Here is a 17,096-nt window from a genome sequence, read left to right on the forward strand (position 1 = left end):
GGCAGCCCCACGGCATTCGCCCAGAACCGCGCGCCTAGGATTGAACGGTGACCACGACCTCTGCGCCGGCCCCGGCCACGCCCTCCCGTTCCCGTCGGATCATCGTGATCTCGCTCGCGATCATCGCGGCGATCGTGGTGGCGTTCTTCATCTTCGCGAACCTCTACGCCGACTGGCGCTGGTACGAGCAGCTCGGGTTCCAGTCGGTGCTGCTGACGCAGTGGACGGCGCGCGTGGTGATGTTCCTGATCGGGTTCGTCGGCATGGCGGTTCCGGTGTGGCTGGCCATCCAGCTGGCCTACCGCCTCCGGCCCGTCTATGCGCGGCTCAGTTCGCAGCTCGACCGCTATCAGGAGGTCGTCGAACCGCTTCGGCGCCTCGCGATGTGGGGCATTCCGATCTTCTTCGGCTTCTTCTCCGGCTTCGCCGCATCCGCCCAGTGGGAGACGACCTGGCTGTGGTTCAACGGCGTCGCGACCGACGTGACCGATCCTCAGTTCCACCTCGACACCGGCTTCTACCTGTTCGCGATGCCGTTCTACAGCGCTCTGCTCGGATTCATCTCGGCCGTGCTGCTGGTGTGCCTTCTGGTCACCGCGCTGGTGTCGTATCTGTACGGGTCGGTGCGGATCGGCCAGCGGGAGCTGCGCATCTCCAAGGCGGCCCGCATCCAGCTCGCCGTGATCGCCGGGCTCTATCTGCTCGCGCAGGGTGCGAGTCTGTGGCTGGATCGCTACAAGACGCTCGTCGAGCCCGGCGCGCGCATCACCGGCCCCGGCTACACGGGAGTCAACGCGATCATCCCGGGCCTGACGATCCTCTCGATCGCCGCGATCATCGTCGCCATCCTCTTCTTCGTCACCGCCATCATCGGCCGCTGGCGCTATCCCCTCATCGCAACCGCCCTGCTGGTCGTCTCGGCGATCGTGGTCGGCGTCGGCTACCCGTGGGTGATCAACCAGTTCCAGGTGCGCCCGAATGAGTTGAGCCTCGAGCGCGAGTACTTCCAGCGCGGCATCGACATGACGAAGGAGGCGTACGGCATCGACGGCCTCGACAAGACCAACTTCCAGGCCGTCACCGACGTCGAGCAGAACCAGCTGCGCGAGGATGCCGCCACGACGGCTCAGATCCGCATCATGGATCCCGCCGTGATCAGCCCGACCGTGCGCCAGCTCGAGCAGTTCCGCGGCTACTACCAGTTCGCCGATCCGCTGGATGTCGACCGCTACGCGGTCGACGGCGTCTCGCAGGACACCGTCGTGTCGGTCCGCGAGCTCAACATGGACCAGCTCGGCGCCGCCGCCTCGTGGCAGAACACCACGCTCGTGTACACGCACGGCTACGGGATGGTCGCCGCGAAGGGCAACGACCGCACGACCGACGGCGATCCGGTCTTCCTCGAGCGCGGCATCCCCGCGGCCGGCTTCCTCTCCGACCAGGAGGACTTCCAGCCCCGGGTCTACTTCGGCGAGTATTCACCGACGTACTCGATCGTCGGCGCCCCCGAGGGGACCGATCCGGTGGAACTGGACTACCCGACCGGTGCGGACGGTGCGAGCGAGACCAAGACGACGTTCGACGGCGACGGCGGCCCGAGCATCGGCAGCGTCTTCGACCGCCTGATCTACGCCCTGAAGTTCCAGTCCGAGCAGATCCTGTTCTCGGACAATGTCAACGAGGACTCGCAGATCCTGTACGACCGCAACCCGAGCGCCCGCGTGCAGAAGGCGGCTCCGTATCTGACGTTGGACGGCGACCCCTACCCGAGCGTCGTGGACGGTCGCATCGTCTGGATCGTCGACGGCTACACGCTCAGCGCCAACTACCCGTACTCGACGACCGTGAGCCTGCAGCAGGCGATCTCGGACTCCAACACCACGGCTCAGCGCTTCGCCCTGGACAACATCAACTACATCCGCAATTCGGTCAAGGCCACGGTCGACGCCTACGACGGCAAGGTGACGCTCTACGCGTGGGACGACAAGGATCCCATCCTGCAGTCGTGGCAGAACGTCTACCCGTCGACCGTCAAGCCGATCAGCGACATGTCGGGCGACCTGATGAGCCACGTGCGCTATCCCACCGACCTGTTCAAGGTGCAGCGCTACGCGCTCGGGGTGTACCACGTCGACGACGCGCAGTCGTTCTACCAGCGCGACAACGCCTGGCAGACGCCGAACGACCCGCAGCAGGAGGCGGTGCTGCAGCCCCCGTACTACCTGACCATGCAGATGCCCGGCCAGGATGCGCCGACGTACTCGATGTTCACGAGCTTCATCCCGGCATCCGAGGGCACAGCCTCGCGCAACGTGCTGATGGGCTATCTGGCGGTGGACTCCAACGCCGGCGATGAGAAGGGCGTCAAGAGCGCGGACTACGGCAAGCTCCGGATGCTCGTCGTCGACGCCGACACGACGATCCCCGGCCCCGGACAGGTGCAGAACACGTTCAACTCCGATCCGCTGATCTCCTCGCAGATCAACCTGCTCAAGCAGGGGCAGTCGCAGGTGATCAACGGCAACCTGCTGACGCTGCCGGTGGGTGGCGGACTGCTGTACGTGCAGCCGGTGTTCGTCCAGGCCTCCAGCGGCACCCAGCTGCCGCAGCTGCAGAAGGTGCTGGTCGCCTTCGGCAACGAGGTGGCGTTCGAGGACACGCTGAATGAGGCCCTCGACGTGCTGTTCGGCGGCAACTCGGGTGTGGACACGGGAGACGCCGATGTGACGCCGACACCCGGTCCCACGCCCGAGCCGACTCCGGGGGAGACGACCGAGCCGCAGCCCACCCAGCCGCCGGCCGACGACTACCAGGCGGCGCTCCAGGAGGCCCGTCAGGCGATCCTGGACCGGCAGGCCGCCCTGGCATCGGGTGACCTCACCGCCTTCGCTGAAGCCGACGAGCGCCTCACCGCAGCGGTCGAGCAGCTCATCGCCCTCGGCGATCAGTAGCGCCCGCTCCACGCAGAAGGCCCGCTCACCCGGCAGGGGAGCGGGCCTTCTGCGTGGAGGGCGGTCCGATCAGTCGGTCAGCAGCCAGTACCAGATCAGCAGCAGCGTCACCAGGAAGCCGGCGATCTGGTTGACCCAGAGGAAGCGCCGCCAGCCGATCGTCGCCCGCTCCGCGGTGTCATCCGTGATCGTGCGGAACGGCCAGACCGTCGCGATGTACAGCAGCGGCACGAGCGCGGCAAGCGGGCCGGGCCACGGCGTGAACAGCATCGCGATCCCCGCCGCCGCGTAGCAGGCGAGCGCGAACCACACCGTCCAGCGAGCCCCTCGCACGGTGGCGATGGATGAGATCCCGGCCTCCCGGTCGGCGACGACGTCCTGCACCGCGCCGAACGCGTGAGAGGCGATGCCCCACAGCGCGAATGCCAGAATGACCGCTCCCAGCTGCCACGTCCACGTCGCGCCGGCGAGAACGAGTCCGTACACGGCGGGGGAGAAGAAGTGGATGCTGGAGGTCAGCGAATCGGCGAACGCCACTTCTTTCAGCCGCAGGGGCGGGGCGCTGTAGAACACGACGAAGAACAGGCTGGCCGCCAGCACCAGCCAGGACGCCGGCGATCCCACCACGACCAGGTAGATCACGAACGGCGCGCACGAGAGACCGGCTGCCCAGAGCGTGATCGGGTGCATCCGACGATCCAGGACCGCACCGTGGGCGCCGCCTTTGCGGGGATTGCGGAGGTCGGATTCGTAGTCGAAGACGTCGTTGATGCCGTACATCGCGAGGTTGTACGGAATGAGGAAGAAGAGGGTGCCGATCACCAGCGTGAGGTCGACCTGACGCATGGTCAGGAGGTAGGCCGCCGCGAAGGGGTAGGCCGTGTTGACCCAGCTGACCGGTCGTGAGGCGATGAAGAGCTGCTTGCCGACGGCCGCGGGGCGCAGCGCCTGTGCCGCCGTCATGCTGCCGCCTCCGACGCCCGCCGACGTTCCAGAAGCGTGAACACCGCCGGGACGAGGAATGCCGCGCAGAGGCTGTAGGAGAAGTCCTCGATCGGGGCGAGGCCGATCGCGATCCCGCTGAGGTGCTGCGGCGGGTAGACCACGAGCCCGGCGGCGATCATGGCGTTGTCGAAGATCGCGGTCAGCACGATCAGAACGACCGCGGCGACGGCGGAGGCGGCCATCCGTCGACCGAACCCGGGCCGGCGAAGCGTGAGCAGCGTCACGATCGCCGTGATGAGGACGAACGGAATGACGATGAGCAGATAGGTCATGCGCGGCGCTCCTCTGACTCTCGTGGTGTCTCGTCGCGCGCCGCCCGGCTTCGCGCGGACAGCACACGCATCGCGCCCGCCCACACGACAAGACTCAGGTAGCACAAGAATGTCAGGAAGAACACTTCCTCGAGCGGAAGATCGGGGGCGATGTCGATTCCGGTGAAGGCCGGGCTGTCGCCCTTCAGGAAGACGCCCGTGGTGATGCCGACGGCATCCCACGCCAGGAAGAAGACGACGCCGGCGGCGACGGCCGCGGCGGTGCGCAGCGGAGCCCGCCACGCGGCAAGGCGGAAGCGGGCGTCGATCACTGCGATGCCGGCGGCCGAGACGAGGATCGCCAGGAGATAGATCCCTGGCACGTCAGACCCGGGCAGGCTCGGGCAGCGGGCCGGGGGAGCGGTCGCCGCGCAGACGCTTGAGCACGAGTTCAGCCGAGATCAGGCACATCGGAAGCCCGATGCCGGGAAGGGCGGAGCCTCCGGCGTAGGAGAGGCCGCGGACCTTGCGCGAGGCGTTGCGGGGGCGGAACATCGCACTCTGGCCCAGCGTGTGGGCGAGCCCCAGCGCGTTGCCGCGCCACGAGTGCAGGTCGGACTCGAAGTCACCGGGAGAGATCGTGCGGCGCACGACGATGCGCTCGGCCAGACCGGGGATGCCGCACCACTCGGAGATCTGCTGGATCACGCGGTCGGCGGCCGTCTCCACCGCCGCGTCGCCGTCCCCGTCGATCCCGCCGTGCCCGATCGCCGGGTCGGCCGGGATCGGCACCAGGACGAAGAGGTTCTCGTGTCCGCTCGGCGCGACGTCGGCATCCGTCGCGCTCGGCTTGCAGATGTACAGCGACGCCGGATCGGGGATGCGGCGCGGTTCCTCGAAGATGTCCTCGAAGTTCGTGCGCCAGTCCTCCGCGAACAGCAGCGTGTGGTGGGTGAGCTCGGGCAGGCTGCCCTCGATTCCGAGCAGAAGCAGCAGGGCGCCGGGGCTCGGCGTGCGCTTGGCCCACCACTTCTCCGGGTAGGTCTGCAGCTGCGGGGGCAGGAGCTGGGTTTCGGTGTGGTGCAGGTCGGCGGTCGAGACGACCAGGTCGGCAGCGAGGCAACGACCGTCACGAAGCCGCACACCCGTGGCCACGGCATCCGTCGTCGTGATCTCCACCACCTCGCTGCCGGTGCGGATCTCGGCGCCATGGGCGACCGCCAGCCGGCGGACCGCCTGGATGATCTCGGTGAAGCCGCCACGGGGGTAGAGCACGCCGTCGTCGAGGTCGAGGTGGCTCATGAGGTGGTACAGGCTCGGCACACCGTACGGCGAGCCTCCCAGGAACACCGCGGGGTACCCCAGGATCTGGCGCAGGCGGGGATCGGTGAACCGGCGGTCGACGTAGCTGGCGAGGGAGCGGGTCAGAAGGGGAGCCAGCTGGCCGGCGCGGCGCAGCAGGGCCGGATCGCGCAAGCCCGCGGTCGTCTCGTAGGTGTCGTAGAGGAATCGGGTCACGGACAGCTCGTACGCATCGGCGGCCGAGTCGAGGTAGTCCTCGAGCTTCGCGCCGGCACCGGGCTCGATCGCCTCGAACAGCGCCGTCGCCTCGGCGCGACCGGATTGCACATCGGTGGGCGGGAGCGCCCGGGCGGGGTTCGGCTGGCTGTACACCCGGTATGCCGGGTCGAGGCGCACCAGATCCAGCTCGCGGTCGGCCGTCGTGCCGAGCAGGCGGAAGAAGTGCTCGAAAACCTCCGGCATCAGGTACCAGCTGGGACCCGTGTCGAAGCGGAAGCCGTCCTGCTCCCAGGATCCGGCCCGGCCGCCGAGCTCGTCGCGCGCCTCCAGAACGGTGACGTTCCAGCCCTCCGCTCCGAGCAGTGCGGCTGTGGCCAGCCCCGCGATGCCGGCACCGATCACGACGGCCGTTCGCTTGTCGTCGACGGCCATGTGTGACTCCTTCGTGATGGGCTCGCTCGGGGTGTTCATGCTCCGGCCCGCTCGATCTTCCGGTGGCGCGGCGCGAAGCCCATCCACGCGCGAGCGGCGAGGGTCGCCTTGACGGAATCCGGCACGCGGACGCGGGCGCCGGGCGACGCATCGCGGCGCAGTCGCATCGACAGCGACGCGAACAGGTCGTGCGCGGCGGTGACGGCACGCCGGCAGTCGGCCGGCAGGTCGGGGATGACCGCGGCTGCGGCGGCGAGGTCGCCGTCGATCCGGTCCAGCACCTCGACGCGGCTGGACGCGCCGGAACCCAGCCCGAGGTAGTCCCGCCCGAGGGCATCCTCGTCGTGCTGCTGATCGCGCAGGAAGTTGACGTCCTGGAACGCCGCCCCGAGTCTGCGGGCGCCGTCGACCAGAGCAGCGGGCGCAGCGACCGGACGCGGCGCTCCGGCGTTCACGAACACCTGGAGGCACATCAGGCCCACCACTTCGGCCGAGCCGTAGACGTAGTCGTCGTGGGAGGCCGCGTCGTGACGCGCGGTCTGCAGATCGGTGCGCATGGATGAGAAGAACGGTCCGATCAGGGAATCGTCCACACCGCACTCCCGCGCCGTGCGTGCGAAGGCGTGGACGACGAGGTTGGAGCTGAAGCCGCGCTCGATCGCCGCCATCGTCTCGTTCTCCAGCTCGTCCAGGACGGCCCGTTCTGCGTCGGCGTCCAGCCCGGCCGCCGCGGCAGGGCCGTCGACGATCTCGTCGGCGATCCGCACGAGGGCGTAGATGTTGCGCACGTGCGGCCGTGGCCGGGGCCCGAGCAGCCGCGTCGCGAGTCCGAAAGACGTCGAGTAGGCCGCGATCACGGCAGCGGCGGCATCCTGAGCAGTCTTGTCGTACAGGGCGAGCCCGGTCGGCTCATGACTCACGGAATGCGCTCCTCGACACGGTCGGCCAGCTCGCAGATGAGCGGGCGCGCAGGGAGCGGGAAAGTCGGGCTCTTCGCCGCGGTGCGCACACTCTCGAGGGTATCGCCGATCAAGGCGCGCAGGCTCCGTCTGGCCCCGCTCTCCTCCAGCGCCAGCTGCGCTTCGCGCACGGCGATCGGCCCGGTGTGGGCCACGGCCAGCGCATCGTTGACGCGGGACCAGGTCGGGGTCTGCCGGGCCAGGGCGATCAGCGGCGTCCGCTTGGACTCCCGGAGGTCGCCGCCTTCGTCGCGACCGGCCTGGGCGGCGGAGCCGAAGGCGCCGATCAGATCGTCGACGAGCTGGAAAGCCAGTCCCAGCCGCCCGCCCTGCGCATCCAGCGCGGCGATCGCATCGTCGGAGGCACCCGCGAGCAGCGCTCCGGCGCACAGCGGTGCGCTGAAGGAGTAGACGGCGGTCTTGTTGAACGTCGCGTCGAGGATCGCCTCCGCCTCGGCGTAGTCGGGCATCACGGCATTCTCGACGTCCGCCAGCTCGCCGGCGGCCGAGACGTAGATCGCGTCATCCAGCAGTCCGAACAGGCCCTCGCGAACGCGCGGCGAAACATCGGCCAGGGCGATCAGGCGGGACGCCTCGTGCAGCAGCAGGTCGCCGGCCAGGATCGCGGCGGCATCTCCCAGCACCGCGGCGCCGGCCGCGTCGGCACCCCGCTCCCGAGCGCGCGCGCGGAACTCGCCGCCCACGTTCGGGATGCCGCGGCGGACGGTGTCGTGATCGATCACGTCGTCGTGCACGACGAACGCCGTGTGCAGCAGCTCGAACGCTGCGGCGACCGACGACAGCGACGGGCAGTCATCCTCCTTCCCGCCGAATGCAGAGAAGGCTGCGACCACCAGGGTCGGCCGCAGGCGCTTGCCGCCCGCCGTGGCGCGGCCGACGGCATCCGCGAGCGCTTCGAAGCCGGTGCCCAGCTCGATGGCCCGATGGCGGATCCGCCGCAGCGATCCATCGATCGCATCGTCGATGGCCATTCGGGCGGCGGGCGGGATCATGACGCTCGTCGTCGCTGCAGCGCGGGTTCGGAGTCGAAAAGGTGCAGCTGCTCGGCCTGCAGGACCAGCCACGGGCTGAACGCCCAGGGAGTGGCCTCCAGCGAGATCCCGAGCGCGATCGGATCGACCCATTCCGCGTCGACGACCTCGAGCGGGTTGAGCACGGGCTCACGGGAGGCCCTCGCGATGTAGACGGGGCAGACCTCGTGCTCGACGATGCCCGAGGCGTCCACAGCCCGGTAGCGGAACAGGGGCAGCGCGAGCTCGATGTCCGTGAGGGTCAGGCCGAGCTCGTACTCGGCTCGGCGGTGCACGGCGGTCAGCACCGGTTCGGCAGGTCGCGGGTGGCCGCAGAAGGAATTGCTCCAGACGCCGGGCCAGGTGGTCTTGCCCAGGGCGCGCCGCGTGACGAGCACCTGTCCTTCGTCGTTCATCACGTGGCAGGAGAACGCGAGATGCAGTGCGGTATCGGTGCCGTGAACGCTGCTCTTGGGAGCGGTGCCGATCTCTCGACCCTCGTCGTCGAGGAGGACGACCTGGTCGGCGTCGCTCATGAGTCCTCCTTCAATTCGCTAGTTTAGCTAGCGATATTATCTCGCACGATGATACAAGTGGCGCGAGGGGGTGTCCACACGGCGCGGCCGCACCGGGATTTCGTGGCCGTTTCGTTGTGCGGCACGGGCACGTTTCCGCGGTGAGAATGAGAAAAGGCGCCCCCTGGCCGGGGACGCCTTTTCTCATTTTTCGTTGCGGGGACAGGATTTGAACCTGCGACCTCTGGGTTATGAGCCCAGCGAGCTACCGAGCTGCTCCACCCCGCGGCACAAGAATCGAGCCTAGCATGCATCTGAGGACACGTCACATCGGTGTCCTCGTCGGTTGCCTCGCCGGTCCGCGACCGGCGAGGATGAGGCCATGTTCTCCGCACGTGACATCGACCCCGACGACGACCTCGCCGACGGTCGTGACGAGTCCGCGTCCGAGCGGGCCGACCGCAACTGGAACGAGGTGCTGCAGGAGCTGCGGGTGATGCAGACGGGGACGCAGATCCTGACCGGATTCCTTCTCGCCCTGGCGTTCCAGCCCGCGTTCGCCGACCTGACCGGCTCGCAGCGGGCCGTGTATCTCTCGCTCGTCGTGCTCTCCGCGCTGTCCTCGATCGTCGCGCTCGCGCCGGTCGCCCTTCACCGCATGCTCTTCCAGCAGCGCGCGAAGCCGCAGGTCGTCGCCTACGGGCATGCCGCCCTCGTGACGGCCCTCGTGACGGTGTCGGTGCTGCTCGTCGGGGTCGTCGGGTTCGTCTTCGACGTCGTGGTCGACGGGACTGCGGCGCTGGTGTCCGTCATCGCACTCACGCTGGTCATCCTGACCCTGTGGGTTGCCGCGCCGCTTTCGATCCGCGCGCGACTGTCGCAGCGGGGGTCGAGGTGAGTGCCCCCCTCGCCGTCGCCGTCGCCCAGTTCGCTCCGACGGCCGACAAGGAGGCGAACCTGACCACCATCCGGCAGCTGACGGCGACGGCATCCGAGCGGGGGGCGCGTGTCGTGGTCTTCCCGGAGTACTCCAGCTACTTCGTGGACCCCTTCGACGATTCCGTCGCCGGCAACGCCGAGCCGCTGAACGGCCCGTTCGTCACGGCGCTGACGCACTTCGCGGCCGAGCGCGGCATGGTCCTCGTGGCGGGCCTGGTCGAGCGGGCATCGGATGACCGGCGCGTGCGCAACACCGTCGTCGCCGTGGACGGCTCCGGAATCCTCGCGCGGTACCGGAAGCTGCACCTGTACGACGCCTTCGGCCAGCGCGAGTCGGACTGGATCGAAGCGGGCGAACTGGGCTCGCCCGAGACCTTCGAGCTGGACGGCATGAGATTCGCTCTCATGACGTGCTACGACCTGCGGTTCCCCGAGGTCGGACGCACCCTGGTCGATGCGGGTGCCGACGTGTTCCTCGTTCCCGCGGAGTGGGTGCGCGGGCCGCTCAAAGAGCACCACTGGCGCACCCTCATTCACGCCCGTGCGATCGAGAACACGGTGTTCGTCGCAGCCGCGGATCATCCACCGCCGCTCGGAGTGGGCAGCTCCATGATCGTGGACCCGCAGGGGGTGGAGATCGCCGCGATCGGCGCCGCGACCGACGTGGTGGTCGCGCATCTCGACCCGGGAGCGGTCGAACGTGTCCGGCGCGTCAATCCCGCGCTGCGGCTGCGCAGGCTGCGGGTGGTTCCCGGGGACTGACCGGGACGCTCAGGCGTGCAGTCCGGCCAGACGGGATGCCGCCTCGGCGAGGACCGAGACGCGTTTGCACGCCGCGAACCGGACGAGGGTCGCGTATTGCGCACGGTGTTCCGGGCTGACGAAGGCCGTGAGCGGTATCGCCACGACACCCGCGCGATCGGGCAGGGCGCGGCAGAACTCCGCCGCGTCAGCGGCTCCCAGCGGTGCGGCGTCGGCGACGGTGAAATACGAGCCCGAAGCGATCGAGACGGTGAAGCCGGCCGCGCGCAGTCCCGCCCCGAGCAGGTCGCGCTTGCTGCGCAGACTCTGGGCGGTCTCCGCGAAGAACGTGTCCGACATGCGCAGTCCGACGGCGATCGCCGGCTGGAACGGCGCCCCGTTCACGTACGTGAGGAACTGCTTGACCGCCATAACCGCATCGATCAGATCGGCGGGGCCGACGATCCATCCGATCTTCCAGCCGGTCGTCGAGAAGGTCTTGCCGCCCGAGGAGATCGTGAGGGTCCGCTCCCGCGCCCCGGGAAGCGTCGCGATCGGCACGTGGGCTGCGTCGAAGACGAGGTGCTCATATACCTCGTCCGTGACGATCACGGCGTCGTGCCGCTCGGCGAGGCGGATCACCTCGTCCTGCACCTCTCGACCGAACACTGCGCCGGTGGGGTTGTGCGGATCATTGACGAGGATGACCCGCGTGCGATCCGTCACAGCCGCACGCAGCTCGTCCGGGTCCGGTTGGAAGTCGGGCCAGCGCAGCGGCACCGTGACCAGGCGCGCACCTGCGAGCGCGACGATCGCGGCATAGGAGTCGTAATAGGGCTCGAAGACGACCACTTCGTCCTCCGGCCCGTCGATGAGAGCCAGGAGGGCCGCGGCCAGAGCCTCGGTCGCGCCCGCTGTCACGAGCACCTCGCGGTCGGGATCGAGCTGCTGCCCGTAGAAGCGCTGCTGGTGGGCCGTGATCGCGTCCCGCAGATCCGGGATGCCGCGCCCGGGCGGGTACTGATTCACGCCGTCCGCGATCGCAGCGCGCGCCGCCTCGAGCACCGCGGCGGGTCCGTCCTCGTCGGGGAAGCCCTGGCCCAGATTGATCGCACCGGTTCGCGCCGCGAGGGCGGACATCTCGGCGAAGATGGTAGGGCGCGCGGACCCGTCCGGTCCGATCAGGCCCGCACCCGTCGCGGTACGGCGCCAGGCTCCGGGTGTTTCTCGCATCGGGTTCACGCTACTCGCATAGTCGCCCCCCATCCCGGCCATAAGAAACGCACAGAATCCCAGACCACAGTTGTCAGTGGTCGGCAGAAGGAGCAACCATGAGCGAGAACGAGGGCGAGCGCCCGTCAGAATCCACCCCCCCGCAGGACGCCGCGTCCGCCGCGGGGGCGCAGCCCGCATCGAATGTGCAGCCCGCTGCTCCGGCGCAGCCCCCGGCGCCGCAGGTCTCAACGCCGCCGCACCCTGGTGCCGCCGCCTGGCAGGCCCCGCAGGGCACGCGCCCGGCTGGCTATCCGGCCTACCCGCCGCAGGCGCCCCCGTACGGCGCTCAGCGCCCGCAGGGCTACGCCGGCCAGCCCGCGCCCGGTCCGCAGTACGCCGGTGCCTACGGCCAGGGCGCCGGACGCCCCGACGGCAACCAGACTCAGCCCACGGTGCCCTTCGATCGCCCCGCCACCGGTACGACGGCGACCGCGACCAAGAAGAAGGGCGGCGGAGCGAAGGTCGCGGGCCTGATCGTCGCTGCGGCCATCGTCGGCGGCGCCGCAGGGCTCGGCGGAGCGTACGCCGGGGTCAACCTGTTCACCCCCGCCGGCACGAGTCCCATCGCAGGACCCTCGACCGTGACCGTCAACAACTCCGACGAGGTCAACCAGACGACGGCGATCGCCGCCAAGGTGCTTCCGAGCGTCGTGACGATTCAGGCGACGGGAACCAACGGAGCCGGCACCGGCTCGGGAGTCGTGCTCACCAGTGACGGCTACGTCGTCACGAACACGCACGTGGTGACGCTGGACGGTCAGACCGCGGACGCGACGATCCGGGTGACGACCTCGGACGGACGCGTCTACGACGCCGAGGTGGTGGGCACGGACCCCACCTACGACCTCGCCGTCATCAAGCTGGTGGACGCCGAGGACCTCACGCCGGCCGAGTTCGCAGACTCGAGCGACCTCAACGTCGGCGACCAGACCATCGCGGTCGGCGCCCCCCTGGGCCTGTCCAACACCGTGACGACCGGCATCGTCAGCGCCCTCAACCGCTCCATCCAGATCGCCTCGTCCGCGGCGCCGGACTCGTCCGACACGCAGGCGCCGGATTCCGGCTCGCCCGACAGCGGTGACAGCCCGTTCCAGTTCGACTTCGGCGACGGCCAGAACCCGTCCGCGACGCCCGGCGAGTCGATCTCGATCGCGGTGATCCAGACGGATGCCGCCATCAACCCCGGCAACTCCGGTGGAGCACTCGTCGACGAAGAGGGCAAGCTGATCGGAATCAACGTGGCGATCGCGAGCGCAGGCGGCTCCAGCGGCCAGTCCGGCTCGATCGGCGTCGGCTTCTCGATCCCCTCGAACATCGTCGAACGGGTCACCGGAGAGATCATCGACAACGGCGCGGCCACGCACGGGCTGCTGGGTGCGAGCGTCCAGGACGCCGCGGCTGTGGAGTCCTCGACGATCACCGGCGCGTACATCGCCGAGGTCGTGGACGGCGGCGCCGCGGTGGCGGCGGGTCTGCAGAAGGGTGACATCGTCACCGAATTCAACGACGTGCCCGTCACCGATGCCACCGACCTGACCGCGCAGGTGCGCGCGGCGGCCGCCGGCAGCGATGCGACGGTGACCTTCGTCCGCGACGGCAAGACCCAGACGGCCGAGGTCACGCTGGGCGAGCTCGCTCCGTAGGAGGCTCAGAAGAAGGACGCCACCCCGCGATAGAGTCGCGGGGTGGCGTCCTTCTCGTTCGGCGCGGGAAACGCGCGGAAGATCGCGAGCATCCCGCTCTACGCCCTGGGTCGTCTCGCGACTGTTCTGATACCCCGTCGCCGGGACAGCTGGGTCTTCGGCTGCGCCGCCGGAATCGCCGATGGCGCGCTCGCCCTCTGGCACGTCGCTGCAGCGGGGGGACACCCGGCCGTCTGGCTCGTCGGCACCCCGCGTGAGGCTCGGGATGCCGCCGCCCGCGGCATTCCGCACGTCGCGAAGAACTCGTGGCGCGGCTTCTGGCTCACCGCCCGGGCGTCGGTGGTGGTCGTGACACACGGGTTCGGGGACGTGAACCGCTACGCGGTCTCGGATGCTTTCGTCGTCCAGCTCTGGCACGGCATCCCGCTCAAGCGCATCGGCCTGGATTCCTCCGAGACCGTACGCAGCGGCATCCTGCCCGGCGCCGCCGCGATGCGCGTCGCGCTGACGGCGATGTACCGCGCGGCCGCCCGGCGCATCAGCGTGCTCCCGGCGGCATCGCATCTGGTCCGCGGACGACTCGAATCGGCTTTCGGGCTGCCGGACGAGCGGGTTCCGGTCACGGGGGAGCCGCGGGTCGATGTCCTGTCGCAGGGCGACGCCGCGACGCGGCGATCCGCTGCGAGGGCGGCGATCGCCGCCGCGGCGGGGCCGGCCGACGACGGGGACAGGCTCGTCCTGTACGCGCCCACCTGGCGGGACGGCGCGGCCGACCCCGCCGTCCCTTCGGCGCAGGAGTGGGGGACTCTCGTGGACGTGCTTCACCGCCGGCGTGCGGTGCTGCTGGTGCGCTCGCATCCGCTCGGTGCGGGGGATTACGCGCCCCCGTTCGCCACCGAACGGGTCATGAGTCTCGGCAGTGACCTCGTACCCGACGTGACTCCGCTGCTGCCGGGCGTGGACGTGCTCGTGACCGATTACTCGTCCTTGGCGTTCGACTCCGCGCTGGTGCCGCTGCCGGTGATCTACCTGGCGCCGGATGTCGCGGCGTACTCGCGCACGCGGGGGCTCTACGGCTCGTACGCCGACGTCGCGGGAGACGATTGGGCTGTCGATTGGACCGGGGCCGCCGCCCAGTTGGACGCACTTCTGGGCGACGACGCCGAGCGCGAGCGGCGCATCGAAGCTGCCCGGCGGCTGAGCGCCCGGGTCCACGCCTTTCGCGACGGGGCGAACACCGCGAGGGTGTACCGTGCGATTCGGGCCGGGCTGGATCGCCGGCATCCCGCCCACCCGGGCGCTGTCAGGAAAGGACTCCGATGATGGACGCCCGCTTCTCCACCGACGCCGGCGCGGCGCTCCTGCTCTCCGGGACCGGCGCGCGGCCTTCCTCGGTCGAGCTGATCGGGTCGCGCGCTCGTGTCCGCGGATCCCTCTCGGGCCGCGGTACGACATGGAAGGCGACCCTTCCGCTGCGCGCGTCGCGATGGGGCGGCGCCGAGCTTCCGCTGCCGAGCGGCGAGTACGAGCTGCGCATCGTCGGCGCCGAAAGCGCGGACGGCGAGCCGACGACGTCCATCCCCCTGTCGCAGCTGGGCACGCTGCGCGCGTCGCTCGATGCGGGCACGCTCACGATCGGACCCCCGATCGATCCCGCCTACGACTCCGGCGAGGGCCAGGCGGCTCTGGACCGCCGGTACGCCACGCGGCCGGCGGCGCTGGAGAACGCCGTGTTCTTCGAGAGCTTCTACGGGCGCAACGCCAGCTGCAATCCGCTGGCGATCGACCGCGAGCTCGTGCGACGAGCACCCGGCGTCACGCGCTACTGGAGCGTCGTGGATCTGTCCGTGCAGGTCCCGGACGGAGCTGTGCCCGTCGTGGACGGCAGCCCGGAGTGGTGGCGTGCGCGGGGCGCCGCGCGCCTGCTCGTTGTCAACGACTGGCTGCGGCGCACGTTCGCGCGGCGTCCGGGTCAGGTGGTCATCCAGACCTGGCACGGCACGCCGCTGAAGCGACTCGCCCTGCACCGTCCCGGTTTCGACCCGCGCCGGATGGCCGCGGTCGTCAAGGAGTCCCGGCGGTGGAACGTGCTGGTGGCGCAGAACCCCTACGCCGCCCGCATCCTGGGCAAGGCGTACGCGTTCCTGCGGCGACCGATCTGGGTCGAGGGCTATCCGCGCAACGACGTCCTGGTCGCGGGCGACGGCGCTGCCACGCGCGAGGCACTCGGGATCGGCCCGGACGAGCGCGTGCTGCTGTACGCGCCCACCTGGCGGGACGACCGCACGCAGATGGTGGATTTCATCGACCCGGCTGCGCTTGCCGCGGCCACCGATTCGGTCGTGCTGGTCCGCGGCCACTCCCGCACGCTTCTTCCGGGCCGGGATGCCGAGGGCCCGCGCGTCGTGGATGTGACAGGCTTCCCCGACACCTCACGGCTGCTGCTGGTCGCTGACGCGCTGATCACGGACTACTCCTCCGTCATGTTCGATTACAGCGTGACCGGCAAGCCGATGTACTTCCTGGTGCCCGACATCGAGCACTACCGAGGAGAGCTGCGCGGCTTCTACTTCGACCTCGTTGCGCACGCCCCGGGCCCGGTGGTGCGCACGCAGACCGAGCTGATCGACGCTCTGCAGACGGGGGATCCGAGCGCGTTCTCGGCCGCCTACGCGCAGTGGCGTCAGAAGTTCAACGCGCGCGATGACGGGCGCGCCGCAGAGCGCGTGGTCAACCGCATCCTCGATCAGCGGCTCGTCGAGACCGACTAGGGCAACGGCGTATTGCGGGTGCCGAGGCGCGAGGTGTCCACCGTGTCGTGGGCCCCGCGAATCACGCCGATCAGAAAGCCGGCCCCCCAGGACAGATGCATCGTCGGAAGCACCGCGAGGGTCCACAGCTTGTCGCGCCACCCGGTGCCCCCGCCCGGGCCGAGGGCGACCGCGATCACGAGCAGGACGTACGCGGCGACCGGCAGATAGACGACGGACGCCGCCAGCGACCACCAGCCGGTGAGGAGGCCTGCAAGCTCGAGGACGCCGATCAGCACTGCCAGCACCAGCGCGATCACCAGGGCGGGCGGAGCGAAGAACCGCACGGAGTTCCCACGGCCGTACCGCCGCACGAGCTCGCCGCGCCAACGACCGGTCGCCGAGAACTGGCGCCCCAGGCGCGTCCAGCTCTCGCGAGGCCAGTAGGTCACAGCCAGCGTGGGATCGAACCACACGCGATAGCCCGCCCGCCGGATGCGCAGATTCAGCTCCCAGTCCTCGCCCCGACGGATGCTCTCGTCGAAGAGGCCCACCTCTTCGAGGACCTCTCGTCGCATGACGCCGAGATAGGCGCTCTCCGCCTCGCCCTCCTGTGTGCCGCCGTGATAGGCGCCGCCGCCCAGGCCGATCGGGGAGTTGTAGGCTCGCGCGACGGCCCGCTGGAAAGGCGTGCGTCCGTCTGCCTTCATGACGCCGCCCACATTGGCCGCGCGCACGCGGTCGAGGGTGGTCAGCGCACGGGTCGTGTAGCCGGGCTCCAGTTCGGAGTGCGCGTCCACCCGGACGATCGTGGGGTAGCGGGCGGCGCGGATGGCGAGGTTCAGACCGATCGGGATATCCGCCTCGGGGTTCTCGATCAGCACGACCCGGGGATCCGCAGCGAGCTCCCGGGCCAGCTCGTTCGTGCCGTCGTTGGACGGCGCGAGGGCCAGCAGCAGTTCGGTGGGCCCGGCGACGTCCTGCGCGAGAACGGTCTGCACCGCCCGGCGCAAGTACGCGCGCTCATTGAGGACGGGCATGACGAAACTCACGCCTGCGCCCACCGGGACGGCCGGCGCATCC

15 protein-coding genes and 1 tRNA gene are annotated in these 17,096 nt (G+C 69.7%); 6 read left to right on the forward strand and 10 right to left on the reverse strand.

Features of this window, described 5'->3' with window-relative positions:
• The first annotated feature begins 47 nt into the window (after positions 1-47).
• Positions 48-2,951: a UPF0182 family protein gene (locus RWQ91_RS00060; protein ID WP_314501622.1), complete on the forward strand. Its 2,904-nt coding sequence runs from the start codon at positions 48-50 to the stop codon at positions 2,949-2,951.
• Positions 2,952-3,020: 69 nt separating this feature from the next.
• On the opposite strand, the gene RWQ91_RS00065 is transcribed toward RWQ91_RS00060, so the two are convergent.
• From RWQ91_RS00065 to RWQ91_RS00100, 8 genes are all read right to left on the reverse strand, one after another.
• Entirely contained in the window at positions 3,021-3,914 is an 894-nt protein-coding gene (locus RWQ91_RS00065; RefSeq protein WP_314501624.1) for a prenyltransferase, read from the reverse strand.
• Entirely contained in the window at positions 3,911-4,228 is a 318-nt protein-coding gene (locus RWQ91_RS00070; protein WP_314501626.1) for a lycopene cyclase domain-containing protein, read from the reverse strand. The genes RWQ91_RS00065 and RWQ91_RS00070 overlap by 4 nt, the downstream gene beginning before the upstream one ends.
• Positions 4,225-4,590, reverse strand: coding sequence for a lycopene cyclase domain-containing protein (locus RWQ91_RS00075; protein WP_314501629.1), 366 nt, complete (start codon positions 4,588-4,590; stop codon positions 4,225-4,227). Before RWQ91_RS00075 ends, RWQ91_RS00070 begins: the two co-directional genes overlap by 4 nt.
• Before the next feature lies 1 nt (position 4,591).
• Positions 4,592-6,160 carry a phytoene desaturase family protein gene (crtI, locus tag RWQ91_RS00080; protein WP_314501631.1) on the reverse strand — a complete coding sequence of 523 codons (1,569 nt, stop codon included), beginning with the start codon at positions 6,158-6,160 and terminating at the stop codon, positions 4,592-4,594.
• 35 nt (positions 6,161-6,195) lie between these two features.
• Positions 6,196-7,080 (reverse strand): squalene/phytoene synthase family protein, encoded by an 885-nt coding sequence (locus RWQ91_RS00085; protein WP_314501633.1) that lies wholly within the window; start codon positions 7,078-7,080, stop codon positions 6,196-6,198.
• Positions 7,077-8,132 (reverse strand): polyprenyl synthetase family protein, encoded by a 1,056-nt coding sequence (locus RWQ91_RS00090; protein ID WP_314501635.1) that lies wholly within the window; start codon positions 8,130-8,132, stop codon positions 7,077-7,079. The genes RWQ91_RS00085 and RWQ91_RS00090 overlap by 4 nt, the downstream gene beginning before the upstream one ends.
• On the reverse strand, positions 8,129-8,686 hold the full coding sequence (idi, locus tag RWQ91_RS00095; RefSeq protein ID WP_314501637.1) for an isopentenyl-diphosphate Delta-isomerase: 558 nt from the start codon (positions 8,684-8,686) through the stop codon (positions 8,129-8,131). Before idi ends, RWQ91_RS00090 begins: the two co-directional genes overlap by 4 nt.
• A gap of 193 nt (positions 8,687-8,879) precedes the next feature.
• Positions 8,880-8,953, reverse strand: a tRNA-Met gene (locus RWQ91_RS00100).
• A gap of 94 nt (positions 8,954-9,047) precedes the next feature.
• Here RWQ91_RS00100 and RWQ91_RS00105 point away from each other — a divergent pair.
• Both RWQ91_RS00105 and RWQ91_RS00110 read left to right on the forward strand, forming a co-directional pair.
• Positions 9,048-9,563 (forward strand): DUF6328 family protein, encoded by a 516-nt coding sequence (locus tag RWQ91_RS00105; RefSeq protein WP_314501639.1) that lies wholly within the window; start codon positions 9,048-9,050, stop codon positions 9,561-9,563.
• Complete coding sequence (locus tag RWQ91_RS00110; protein ID WP_314501640.1) at positions 9,560-10,366, forward strand: carbon-nitrogen hydrolase family protein; 807 nt, start codon at positions 9,560-9,562, stop codon at positions 10,364-10,366. The genes RWQ91_RS00105 and RWQ91_RS00110 overlap by 4 nt, the downstream gene beginning before the upstream one ends.
• A gap of 9 nt (positions 10,367-10,375) precedes the next feature.
• Here the strand turns inward: RWQ91_RS00110 and RWQ91_RS00115 are convergent, their stop codons facing one another.
• The gene (locus tag RWQ91_RS00115; protein WP_314501642.1) at positions 10,376-11,578 is read right to left on the reverse strand and encodes an aminotransferase class I/II-fold pyridoxal phosphate-dependent enzyme; all 1,203 of its coding nucleotides are present in this window, start codon (positions 11,576-11,578) and stop codon (positions 10,376-10,378) included.
• Between the two features lie 98 nt (positions 11,579-11,676).
• Here RWQ91_RS00115 and RWQ91_RS00120 point away from each other — a divergent pair, with 98 nt between their 5' ends.
• From RWQ91_RS00120 to RWQ91_RS00130, 3 genes are read left to right on the forward strand one after another with little or no spacing between them, the layout of a single operon-like run.
• Complete coding sequence (locus tag RWQ91_RS00120) at positions 11,677-13,263, forward strand: trypsin-like peptidase domain-containing protein (RefSeq protein WP_314501644.1); 1,587 nt, start codon at positions 11,677-11,679, stop codon at positions 13,261-13,263.
• 42 nt (positions 13,264-13,305) lie between these two features.
• Positions 13,306-14,586: a CDP-glycerol glycerophosphotransferase family protein gene (locus RWQ91_RS00125; protein ID WP_314501646.1), complete on the forward strand. Its 1,281-nt coding sequence runs from the start codon at positions 13,306-13,308 to the stop codon at positions 14,584-14,586.
• Positions 14,583-16,034, forward strand: coding sequence for a CDP-glycerol glycerophosphotransferase family protein (locus tag RWQ91_RS00130; protein ID WP_314501647.1), 1,452 nt, complete (start codon positions 14,583-14,585; stop codon positions 16,032-16,034). The genes RWQ91_RS00125 and RWQ91_RS00130 overlap by 4 nt, the downstream gene beginning before the upstream one ends.
• On the opposite strand, the gene RWQ91_RS00135 is transcribed toward RWQ91_RS00130, so the two are convergent.
• Complete coding sequence (locus tag RWQ91_RS00135; RefSeq protein ID WP_314502879.1) at positions 16,031-17,053, reverse strand: glycosyltransferase; 1,023 nt, start codon at positions 17,051-17,053, stop codon at positions 16,031-16,033. The two genes, RWQ91_RS00130 and RWQ91_RS00135, sit on opposite strands and share 4 nt — an antisense overlap.
• Between the last annotated feature and the right edge of the window lie 43 nt (positions 17,054-17,096).

Source organism: uncultured Microbacterium sp., from assembly GCF_963524805.1.
Lineage (GTDB): Bacteria > Actinomycetota > Actinomycetes > Actinomycetales > Microbacteriaceae > Microbacterium.